This is a genomic window from Micromonospora sp. AB353, assembly GCF_049538395.1.
GTDB lineage: Bacteria > Actinomycetota > Actinomycetes > Mycobacteriales > Micromonosporaceae > Micromonospora > Micromonospora aurantiaca.
Genome location: NZ_JBMVFV010000127.1, coordinates 1 through 10,958, shown reverse-complemented (window position 1 = coordinate 10,958; position 10,958 = coordinate 1). Strand labels below are relative to the sequence as shown.

At 71.4% G+C, this 10,958-nt stretch carries 5 protein-coding genes and 1 pseudogene; 3 read left to right on the top strand and 3 right to left on the bottom strand.

Annotated features, from left to right (window positions below):
- Positions 1-14 precede the first annotated feature (14 nt).
- Positions 15-4,301 carry a discoidin domain-containing protein gene (locus ACPCK6_RS28345; RefSeq protein WP_423482726.1) on the top strand — a complete coding sequence of 1,429 codons (4,287 nt, stop codon included), beginning with the start codon at positions 15-17 and terminating at the stop codon, positions 4,299-4,301.
- A 237-nt stretch (positions 4,302-4,538) separates the two neighbouring features.
- On the opposite strand, the gene ACPCK6_RS28340 is transcribed toward ACPCK6_RS28345, so the two are convergent.
- A complete protein-coding gene (locus tag ACPCK6_RS28340) occupies positions 4,539-5,930 on the bottom strand; it encodes an aminotransferase-like domain-containing protein (protein ID WP_423482725.1) in 1,392 nt (463 codons plus the stop codon).
- 40 nt (positions 5,931-5,970) lie between these two features.
- Here ACPCK6_RS28340 and ACPCK6_RS28335 point away from each other — a divergent pair, with 40 nt between their 5' ends.
- Positions 5,971-6,933, top strand: a complete 963-nt coding sequence (locus ACPCK6_RS28335) for a DMT family transporter (protein WP_423482724.1) — start codon at positions 5,971-5,973, stop codon at positions 6,931-6,933.
- Here the strand turns inward: ACPCK6_RS28335 and ACPCK6_RS28330 are convergent.
- Positions 6,871-7,317: pseudogene (locus ACPCK6_RS28330) on the bottom strand (DUF8814 domain-containing protein); the annotation flags it as partial. The gene ACPCK6_RS28335 and the pseudogene ACPCK6_RS28330 overlap by 63 nt on opposite strands.
- Before the next feature lie 237 nt (positions 7,318-7,554).
- Here ACPCK6_RS28330 and ACPCK6_RS28325 point away from each other — a divergent pair.
- Positions 7,555-9,120 carry a pectate lyase family protein gene (locus ACPCK6_RS28325; protein ID WP_423482723.1) on the top strand — a complete coding sequence of 522 codons (1,566 nt, stop codon included), beginning with the start codon at positions 7,555-7,557 and terminating at the stop codon, positions 9,118-9,120.
- Positions 9,121-9,180: 60 nt separating this feature from the next.
- Here ACPCK6_RS28325 and ACPCK6_RS28320 read toward each other — a convergent pair whose 3' ends face one another.
- On the bottom strand, positions 9,181-10,905 hold the full coding sequence (locus ACPCK6_RS28320) for a cellulose binding domain-containing protein (protein ID WP_423482722.1): 1,725 nt from the start codon (positions 10,903-10,905) through the stop codon (positions 9,181-9,183).
- Between the last annotated feature and the right edge of the window lie 53 nt (positions 10,906-10,958).

The following is a 10,958-nucleotide window of genomic DNA, read 5'->3' as shown; positions in this document are numbered from 1 at the left end:
GGTGTCCATCCACCATGTCCAGACTCCGTACCGGAATCGTCGCGGTGCTCGCCGCGGTCGGCCTGGTCGTCACCGCGGCCCCCGCCCCACCGGCCCTCGCCGCCGGCGGCCCGAACCTCGCCGCCGGACGCACCGCCACCGCCAGCAGCGTCAACGGCCCCTACGTCGCGGCCAACCTGACCGACGGCAACCAGGGCAGCTACTGGGAGAGCAGCGGCGCGCTGCCCCAGTGGGCGCAGGTCGACCTCGGCACCAGCCGCGCCGTCGACCAGGTCGTGCTGAAGCTCCCGGCCGCCTGGGAGGCCCGCAACCAGACGCTGTCCGTGCAGGCGAGCGCCGACGGCAGCGGCTTCACCACTGTCGTCGCGTCCGGCGCCCGCACGTTCAGCCCGGCCGCCGCCAACACAGTGACGCTCGGCTTCACCGCCACCGACGCCCGCTACCTGCGGGTCGTGATCACCGCGAACACCGGCTGGGCCGCCGCTCAGCTCGCCGAGCTGGAGGTGTACGGCACGGCCACCTCCTCGACCAACCTCGCGCTCGGCCGGACCATGACCGAGAGCGGCCACGCCGACGTGTACGGCGCGGGCAACGCCGTCGACGGCAACGCGGCAACCTACTGGGAGAGCCCGAACAACGCGTTCCCGCAGTGGATCCAGGCCGACCTGGGCGCCGCCACCAGCGTCAACCGGCTGGTGCTGCGGCTGCCGTCCGGCTGGGGCGCGCGCACCCAGACGATCACCGTGCAGGGCAGCACGAACGGTTCGGCGTTCGGCACGCTCGTCGGGTCCGCGTCGTACGCGTTCGACCCGGGCGGCGGCAACACGGTGACTGTGACAGTGCCCACCGCGTCCACCCGGTACGTGCGGCTGCTGTTCACCGCGAACAGCGCCTGGCCCGCCGGGCAGCTCGGCGAGCTGGAGGTCTACGGCCCGGTCACCGGCGACACCCAGGCGCCGAGCGCGCCGGGCAACCTCGCGTTCACCGAGCCCGCCACCGACCAGGTGCGGCTGACCTGGACCGCGTCCACCGACAACGTCGGCGTCACCGGCTACGACGTGTACGCCAACGGCGTGCTGCGCACGAGCGTCGGCGGCACCACGCTGACGTACACCGACACCCAGCCCGCCGGGACCACCGTCTCCTACTACGTGCGGGCGCGGGACGCGGCCGGGAACGTGTCGGCGAACAGCACCACGGTCACCCGCACCGGCAACACCGGGGACACCGTCGCGCCCACCGCGCCCGGCAACCTCGCCTACACGCAGCCGGCGAGCGGGCAGATCCGGCTGACCTGGACCGCGTCCACGGACAACGTGGGCGTCACCGGCTACGAGGTGTACGCCAACGGCACGCTGCGCACCACAGTGAGCGGGTCCACGCTGACCTGGACCGACAGCCAGCCGGACAGCGCCACCGTCTCGTACCACGTGCGGGCCCGCGACGCCGCCGGGAACGTGTCCGCGAACAGCAACACCGTCACCCGCACCGGCAGCGGCACCGGCGGCACGAACCTGGCGGCCGGCAAACCGGCTACCGCGTCGTCGATGGTGCACGTGTTCGCCGCCGCCAACGCCGTCGACAACGACGTCGCCACGTACTGGGAGGGCGCGCCCGGCGCGTACCCGAGCACGCTCACCGTCGCGCTCGGCGCCAACGCGAGCATCAGCGCCGTCGTGGTGAAGCTCAACCCGGACCCGGCGTGGGGCGCGCGCACCCAGACGTTCCAGGTGCTCGGCCGGGAGCAGTCCGCGTCCGGGTTCACCAGCCTGGTCGGCTCCGCCACGTACTCCTTCAACCCGGCCAGCGCCAACACGGTGACCGTCCCGGTCTCCGCGACCGCCGCTGATGTCCGGCTCCAGTTCACCGCGAACTCCGGCTCCTCCAACGGCCAGGTCGCCGAACTCCAGGTCATCGGCGTCCCGGCACCGAACCCGGACCTCACCGTCACGGCCGTCACCGCGTCGCCGTCCGCGCCGGTGGAGACCGACGCGATCACGCTGTCCGCCACCGTGCGCAACGCCGGCACCGCGGCCTCCGCCGCCACCGCCGTCACCCTCTACCTGGGTACGACGAAGGTCGGCACCGCCGCCGTCGGCGCGCTCGCCGCAGGGGCGTCGAGCACCGTCTCGGCGGGCATCGGCGTACGCGACGCCGGCAGCTACCCGCTCACCGCGACAGTCGACGAGTCGAACGCGGTGATCGAGCAGAACGAGGCGAACAACTCCTCCACCAGCCCGACCCCGCTGACCGTCAGCCCGGTCGCCAGCTCCGACCTGGTCGCCTCCGCCGTCACCTGGTCACCCGGCACGCCGAGCGCCGGCGCCACCGTCTCCTTCGCGGTGACGCTGCGCAATCAGGGCACCATCGCGTCGGCGAGCGGCGCGCACGGCGTCACGCTGACGGTGCGCGACCAGTCCGGCGCGGTGGTCCGCACGCTCACCGGCTCGTACAGCGGCACGATCGCCGCCGGCGCCACCGCCGGCCCGGTGTCGCTCGGCACCTGGACCGCCGCCAACGGCCGGTACACGGTGCGGGTGGTGCTCGCCGACGACGCCAACGAACTGCCTGTGAAGCGGCAGAACAACACCAGCGACCGGTCGCTGTTCGTCGGTCGCGGGGCCAACCTGCCGTACGACGCGTACGAGGCCGAGGACGGTACGACCGGCGGCGGCGCGCAGGTGATCGGCCCGAACCGCACGATCGGGAACCTGGCCGGGGAGGCGTCCGGACGCCGTGCGGTCACGCTCAACACCACCGGCGCGTACGTCGAGTGGACCACCCGCTCGGCCGCGAACGCCCTGGTCGCCCGCTTCTCCATCCCGGACGCCCCGGGCGGCGGCGGGATCGACTCGACGCTCAACGTCTACGTCAACGGGGTGCTGCACAAGCCGATGAGCCTCACCTCCAAGCACATCTGGCTCTACGGCGCGGAGGCCGGTCCGAGCGACTCGCCGAGCGCGGGCGCGCCCCGGCACCTGTACGACGAGGCGAACGTCCTGCTCGACACCACGGTCCCGGTCGGCAGCCGGATCCGGCTCCAGAAGGACCCGGCGAACACCACCACGTACGCGATCGACTTCGTCGACACCGAGCTGGTGTCGCCGCGCGCCAATCCCGACCCGGCCCGCTACAAGGTGCCCACCGGGTTCAGCCACGCCGACGTGCAGAACGCGCTCGACGCGGTCCGGATGGACACCACCGGCACCCTGGTCGGCGTCTACCTGCCCGCCGGCACGTACGAGACGGCGCAGAAGTTCCAGGTGTACGGCAAGGCGGTGAAGGTCGTCGGCGCCGGCATGTGGTTCACCCGCTTCCAGACGCCGCGCAACCAGCAGAACACCGACGCCGGTTTCCGGGTGGAGTCCTCGGCCAGCGGGTCGACGTTCGCCCACCTGGCGTTCTTCGGCAACTACACCAACCGGATCGACGGTCCCGGCAAGGTGTGGGGCGAACTGAAGGACGTGGACGACCTGACGCTCGACAGCGTCTGGGTGGAGCACACCGTCTGCGCGTACTGGGGGGTGAGCGTGGACGGCCTGACCATCAGGGACAGCCGGTTCCGCAACACCTTCGCCGACGCCGTGAACATGACGAACGGCAGCACGAACAACCTGGTCACCAACTCGGAGGGCCGGTCCAACGGCGACGACGCGTTCGCGTTGTTCTCCGCCACCGACCAGGGCGGCTCCGGCGGCAACCACGGCAACGTGTTCGAGAACCTGACCGCCACGCTCACCTGGCGGGCGGCGGGCCTGGCGGTGTACGGCGGCTACGACAACGTGTTCCGCAACCTGTACATCGCCGACCAGCTCACGTACTCCGGCATCACGATCAGCTCGCTGGACTTCGGCTACCCGTTCGTCGGGTTCGGCGCCAGCCCGCCCACCCGGTTCGAGAACATCTCGCTGATCCGCTCGGGTGGGCACTTCTGGGGCGCGCAGACGTTCCCGGCGATGTGGTTGTTCTCCGCGTCGAAGGAGTTCCGTGGCATCCGGGTGACCGACGTGGACATCGTCGATCCGACGTACTCGGGGATCATGTTCCAGACCAAGTACACCGGCAGCCAGCCGGAGAACCCGATCACAGACACGGTGCTGACGAACGTGTCGATCTCGGGGGCGCGGCGCAGCGGTGACGCGTTCGACGCGAAGTCCGGCTTCGGCATCTGGGTCAACGAGATGCCCGAGGCGGGTCAGGGCCCGGCGGTCGGCGCGGCGACCTTCACCAACCTCCGCCTGACCGACAACGCCCAGGACATCAAGAACACCACGACGACCTTCACCATCACCCGCAACTGACCCCCCGCCACGCCCCCTCCCACCCCCGTGATCTTGCACTTTCGGCCCCTGCGATGCCGGATCACTCCTGGTATGAGGGGCACCAAACTGCAAGATCGCGGGGCGGGGCGGGGCGGGGCGGGGTGGAGGCGGCGCGGCGATCTTGGAGTTGTGGCACCTCTGATAGCGGGGCGAAGCCGACAAGATGAGGCACCACAAGTCCAAGATCGGCGGCGGGGTGGGCGTGGGTTGCCGCGGTCAGTGGGGGAGGGCGGTGGACAGGCGGCGGATGGCCTCGTCCATCTGCTCGGGCGGGGCGGCGGCGTACGTCAGGCGCAGGTGCGGGGCGGGAGGTTCTGCCGCGTACCAGGGGCGGCCGGGGAAGACGGTCACCCCCGCCGCCGCGGCCGCCGCGGTCACCGCCACGTCGTCGGTGCCGTCGGGCAGGCGTACCCACAGGTGCAGCCCACCGCGCGGGACGTCGCGCGGTGCCAGCGACGGCAGGTGCCGGTCCAGTGCGGCGAGCAGCGCCTCCCGGCGGGCCCGCAGCTGTACGCGCAGGCTGCGGCGGTGCCGGTCCCAGGCCGGCGCGGTGAGGAATTCGACTGTGGCCTGTTGCAGCGGCCCGGCGACGAAGAGGTCGTCGAGCAGACGGGCGGCGCGCAGTCGCGCTCCGGCCGGTCCCCGCGCGCCGATCGCGGCGATGCGCAGGCCGGGCGCCGTGGACTTGGTGAGCGAGCGCAGGTAGACGACGTGTCCGTTCGAGTCGTCGGCGGCCAGCGGCGGCGGGGCCTCGCCGTCGATGGTGAGGTCGCGGGCGTAGTCGTCCTCGACCAGGAACGCCCCGGCCTCGCGCACCGCCTCCGCCACCTCGCCACGCCGGGCGGCGGACAGGGTCGCGCCGTGCGGGTTGGCGTACAGGGGCTGGCAGTAGAACAGGCGGGCGCCGGTACGGGCGAACGCGGCGGCGAGCTGGTCGGGGCGTACCCCGTCGGTGTCGGCCGGGACGGGCACCACCCGCAGCCCGGCGGCCCGCGCGGCGGCGAGCGCGCCCAGGTAGGTGGGGGACTCGACAAGGATCGTGTCGCCGGGGACGGTGAGCGCCCGCAGCGTGGAGGAGAGCGCCGCCTGCCCGCCCGGGCAGATCACCATGTCCTCGGCGCGCAGGCCGCCACCCGCCTCGCGGGCGAACCAGGCGCGCAGGTCGGCGCGTCCCTCGACCGGGCCGCGCTGCCACGCCGCCGGTTGCCGGGCCGCACGGGCGAGAGCCGCACCGAGCGCGGCGGCCGGCTGGAGATCGGGGTCCAGGTAGCCGCCGGTCAGCGGGATCGCGCCCGACGGCGGTAGCGCCAGCAGCGCCTGCATCTCCTCCTCGCCGCCCCGCCGCGAGCCGAGCGCGACTGTCTGCCACGACAGGTCCGCCCGCGGTGGGTCGGCTCGGCGGGCCGCCACGTACGCGCCGCGGCCCGGACGTGTCTCGACCAGCCCGTCCGCGACGAGCCGCCGGGTCGCCTCGGCGACCGTCACGGGGGAGACGTGATGGTGCGCGGTCAGCTCCCGTACCGACGGCAGCCGTGTGCCGGGGGCGGCGTCGGCCGCCAGCGCACCCAGATGCCGGACCACACGGTCGATAGCGCTACCATCATTCATGACGGCACAGAGTAGCGCTACTGCCCCGACCACGGTAACGGTGAGACCGGGCGCCGGGATCGCCCTCGGCGCGCTGGGCGTCCTGGCCTTCAGCATGTCGCTGCCGGCCACCCGCGTCGCGGTGCACACACTGGACCCGTGGTTCGTGGCGTTCGGACGGGCCGTCGGCGCAGCCTTGCTCGCGTGGGCCTACCTACGGCTGACCGGCGCGCGGCGCCCCACCCCGGACCAGTGGCGACGGCTGACGATCGTCGCGCTCGGCGTCGTGGTCGGCTTCCCCCTGTTCACCTCGCTGGCGCTCACCACGCAGACGTCAGCGCACGGCGCCGTGGTCGTCACCGTGCTGCCCGCCATGACCGCCGTGTTCGCGGTGCTGCGCGCCGGTGAACGGCCACCGCCGCTGTTCTGGATCGCCGGCGCCGCCGGCCTGGCGCTGGTGCTCGCGTTCCTCGCCGCGAGCGGCTCGATGCGCGGCGCGCTGTCGGCCGCCGATCTGTTCCTGCTCGCCGCCGTGGTGCTCTGCGGGCTCGGGTACGCCGAGGGCGGCCGGCTGGCCCGCGACCTCGGCGGCGCCCGGACGATCTGCTGGGCGTTGCTGCTGTCGCTCCCGGTCACCGTGCCGGTCACGGTGGTGGCCGCACTCGTCCACCCACCGCAGGGCGGCGCCGCCGCCTGGACCGGGTTCGGCTACCTCACAGTGGTGTCGATGTTCCTCGGCTTCTTCGCCTGGTACGCCGGGCTGGCCCGGGGCGGCATCGCCAAGGTGGGGCAGATCCAGCTCGTCCAGCCGGTGCTCACGCTGATCTGGTCGGCGGTGCTGCTCGGTGAGGCGGTCACGCCCGGCGCGCTCGTGGTGGCGGGCGCGGTGCTGGCCTGCGTCGTGCTCATCCAGCGCACCCGGGGCGGCGCGGTGCCGGCGCACGCCCCGGGCGGGCCGTCCTCAGCAGGCCGCGATCGTGCCGGTCACGCTGGACACGTACGCGTGGCTGACGAAGTGTCCTGACGCGAGGCGGTTCCACTGGCTGGTGGTCCGGTACGGGCCGCTCACCGACTGGCCGGTGACCGAGCACTCGATCGGCACGTTGGCGTAGGTGGCGGCCAGCCCGACGACGGGGTTGCTGGTGCTGGGGCCGGACCGGATGTTGAGCGGGCCGCTGCCGATGCGGCCCCGGGTGCCGGTGCCGGTCCAGAGGTAGGCGACGTCGACCCAGGCGTTGTCGGTGAGCAGCAGGCCGTCCCAGAACGTGCCGTCTGCGAGGTCGATGCCGGCTGGGCTGCCGACGACGCGCCCGAACTGGTCCCGGCCGCCGTTGTAGCCGCTCTGGTACGCGGCCTGCGCCTCGGGCCGGCCCTGCGGCAGGTCCTTCCACGACGCGCGGACACTGCTCGACCTCCGTCCGCCCGGAGTAGTGCAAAAAACCTGCAAACGCCAGCTCTTGCCTTCCTGGAAAGCGCTTTCATACGATTGCGTTACATCGATGTTTCATGTGCGGGCCGGGCATCGCAGATGAACCACATTCGCTGGCGGCGCGCCTGATCGCGTCGCTGCTCCTCATTATTCCCATTCGGTGACTGCCGCTGCTCGGCGGCAATTCCCGCATGCTCGAAAAAGGAATGAGGCGACATGAGAAGAACAGTCGCGCTGCGACTCCACGCGGCTCTGGCCACGGCCGCCGTCGGTATCGCCGTCGCCGTGGTGCTGCCGTCCCCGCAGGCGTCGGCGGCGGCCGGAAGCGCCACCGGCTACGCCACCCAGAACGGCGGCACCACCGGCGGCGCGGGCGGCCAGACGGTACGCGCCACCACCGGCACCGCCATCCACGCCGCGCTCTGCGGCCGGGCCAGCAGCAGCACCCCGATCATCATCGAGGTGACCGGGACCATCAACCACGGCAACACCAGCAAGGTCTCCGGGTCGAGCTGCAACACCGCGGACGGCGTGATCGAGCTGAAGCAGATCAGCAACGTCACCATCATCGGGGTGGGCAGCGGCGCCGTCTTCGACCAGCTCGGCATCCACATCCGCGACTCGCGCAACATCATCATCCGGAACGTGACGGTGCGGAACGTCAAGAAGTCCGGCTCGCCCACCTCCAACGGCGGCGACGCGATCGGCATGGAAAGCAGCGTCCGCAACGTGTGGGTCGACCACGTGACGCTGGAGGCGTCCGGCGGGGAGTCGGAGGGCTACGACGGCCTGTTCGACATGAAGGACGACACCCAGTACGTGACGCTGTCGTACAGCATCCTGCGCAACTCCGGTCGCGGCGGCCTGATCGGATCGAGTGAGAGCGACCGCGGCAACGGCTACATCACGTTCGAGCACAACCTGTACGAGAACATCGACTCCCGGACGCCGCTGCTGCGCGGCGGCATCGCCCACATGTTCAACAACCACTACACCGGGCTGCGCGAGTCGGGCATCAACTCCCGGGCCGGCGCGCGGGCCAAGGTGGACAACAACTACTTCCGCAACTCCAAGGACGTGCTCGGCACGTTCTACACCAGCGAGCGCGGCACCTGGCAGGTCAGCGGCAACATCTTCGACAACGTGACCTGGTCCTCGCCGGGTAGCGACAACTACCCGGCGGGGCCGAACGTGACCTCGACGACCACCGTGAGCGTCCTCTACTCGTACCGGCTCGACGCGGCGAGCTGCGTGCCGGACATCGTGCGCCAGACGGCGGGCGCCAACACGGGCCTGCGGGTGTCCGACGGCAACTGCACGCCGCAGTCGCCGGCGCCGACCACGCCGGGGCCGACCACGCCCGCGCCCACCACGCCGCCGCCCGGGACGACCACGCCGCCGCCGTCCGGCGGGACCAACCTGAGCCTCGTCTCCGGCGCCGGCGCGGACGGGTCCAGCAAGGCCGACGGCACCAGCTACGGCAACGTGCGCGACGGCAACCTGAGCACGTACTGGTCGCCGTCCGGGTCGACCGGCACCGTCTCGATCAAGTGGGGCTCGGCCACCACCGTGTCCCGCGTGGTCATCCGTGAGCCGTCCGGCACCTCGGGTTCGATCGGGTCGTGGCAGCTCGTCAACAACGACACCGGCGCGGTGCTCGCCTCCGGCAGCGGGGCCGGCCAGATCACCTTCGGTGCGACCTCCCTGAAGAAGATCAACTTCAAGATCAACAGCTCCAGCGGTACGCCGAGAGTCGGCGAGTTCGAGACGTACGCCAGTTAGCAGTCACACACGAGCGGGGGCGGCCGATCCGGCCGCCCCCGCCCTTTGTGCTGTCCCCGGTCAGAGGGTGAGCACGACGGTGGAGATGCTCCGCGCGCCGACGTTCACCGTCACCTGGTTGCCGTTCACGCCCACCGGCTGGCTCGCCGCGCTGGCGTTCTGCGACGTGGCCACGTACTCCGCCCGGCTGACGTTCTGCGGCGCCTGGATGATCGCGTTGTTCACCGCGCTGGTCGACCGGTTGAGGATCACCAGCGTGACCTTCCCGTCGCCGGAGTAGGCGGTCACCTCCAGCGGCGACGCCTTCGAGCTCTTGGTCAGGGCGACCCGCTGGTAGCCGGGCCGCACGTACTTCGCGTACTGCGAGAACGCGTACCCCCGCTTGAGCGGCGCGCCGGCCACGGTGCCGTACGCGGACTCGCCGTCACCGATGAACGAGTAGTAGCGCTTGCCGTACCACCAGACGTACGCGCTCCAGTTCGACTCCATCGACTTGTGCACGGTGCGCATGATGTCGTCGAGCGTCTCGTTCCAGGCCGCCGCGTTGGCCGGGTTGCCCCAGATGTTGGAGCCGCCACCGTCGGCCTCGTGCAGGTTCCATTCGGTCATCCACACCGGCTTGTTGTACTGCTGCGCCAGCGTGTACGGCTTCAGCCGGCCGGACGCCTCGGTGCCGTACAGGTGCCCGCCGATGTAGCCGATGTTGTTGCGGGCCGCCGCGTCGTTGAGCGTCGGGTCGGTGTAGCCGTAGTTCAGGTTCACCGCCTCGGCGACCATCAGCTTGGTGTTTTGCACCTTGGCACCCTGCTCCCGCACGAAGGTCTGGAGTTCGGTGCCGCTCCAGTCCATCGAGTCGTAGTCCGGGTGCCAGTCCGGCTCGTTCTGCACGGACGTGACGTCGATCGTCACGCCCTGGTTGCGCATGTACTGGACGTAGCTGTTGAGGTGGCCGGCGTAGTCGTCGTAGTAGTCGGTGCGCAGCTTGCCGCCGTTGATCCGGCTGTTGTTCGTCTTCCAGGCCGCCGGGGCGGTCCACGGCGACGCCATGATCTTCACGTTCGACCCGTACGACTTCGCCGTGCGCAGCGCGCTGACCTGGGTGCCCCACTCGCCGGACACCGGCGAGATGCCGGTACGCACGATGGACAGGCCGAGCTGGTTGGGGCCGAGACCGACGAGCGTCTGCGTCTCGGCCGTCGACCAGGCGCCGCCCCAGATCGACACGGCGGCGCCGAACCCGTCGATGGTCTGGTAGCGGCTGGCGGTGTTGACGGTGATGTCCGCCGCCCCGGTGGGTGGGGGGCTGCTGGGTGAGGTGGTCGGCGAACTCGTCGGGGAGGTGGACGGCGACGTGGTCGGTGTCGTCGTGCCACCGGTGCAGGTCACGCCGTTGAGCGCGAAGCTCGTCGGTGCGGGGTTGCTGCTGGTCCAGGCCCCGTTGAAGCCGAACGACGTGGTGCCGTTGGTGGGGATGGATCCGTTGTAGTCGACGTTGCGGGCGCTGACCGCCGCTCCGCTCTGGGTCACCGTGGCGTTCCACGCCTGGGTGACGGTCTGGCCGGCGGCGTAGGACCAGGTGAGCGTCCAGCCGTTGACCGGGTCACCGAGGTTGGTGACCGTGACGTTCGCGCCGAAGCCGCCCTGCCACTGCGACGACACGGCGTAGGTGACCGCGCAGCCGGCGGCCGCCGCACCGGCCGGCAGCGCCGCGGCCACCGCGGTCGACGCCAGCAGGACGGCCCCGGCCGACAACACCGCGGTACGGGTCGTCTGGTGCCTTCTCATCGCACCTCTCTCTCCTCGATCGTCCGGATCAGCGCTGGAGGGTCAGGAGACCC

What these genes read in the sequence shown, in the direction of transcription:
- ACPCK6_RS28345 (WP_423482726.1), top strand. Translation starts at nt 15, where the DNA reads ATGTCCAGACTCCGTACCGGAATCGTCGCGGTGCTCGCCGCGGTCGGC.
- ACPCK6_RS28340 (WP_423482725.1), bottom strand. Translation starts at nt 5,930, where the DNA reads ATGAATGATGGTAGCGCTATCGACCGTGTGGTCCGGCATCTGGGTGCG.
- ACPCK6_RS28325 (WP_423482723.1), top strand. Translation starts at nt 7,555, where the DNA reads ATGAGAAGAACAGTCGCGCTGCGACTCCACGCGGCTCTGGCCACGGCC.
- ACPCK6_RS28320 (WP_423482722.1), bottom strand. Translation starts at nt 10,905, where the DNA reads ATGAGAAGGCACCAGACGACCCGTACCGCGGTGTTGTCGGCCGGGGCC.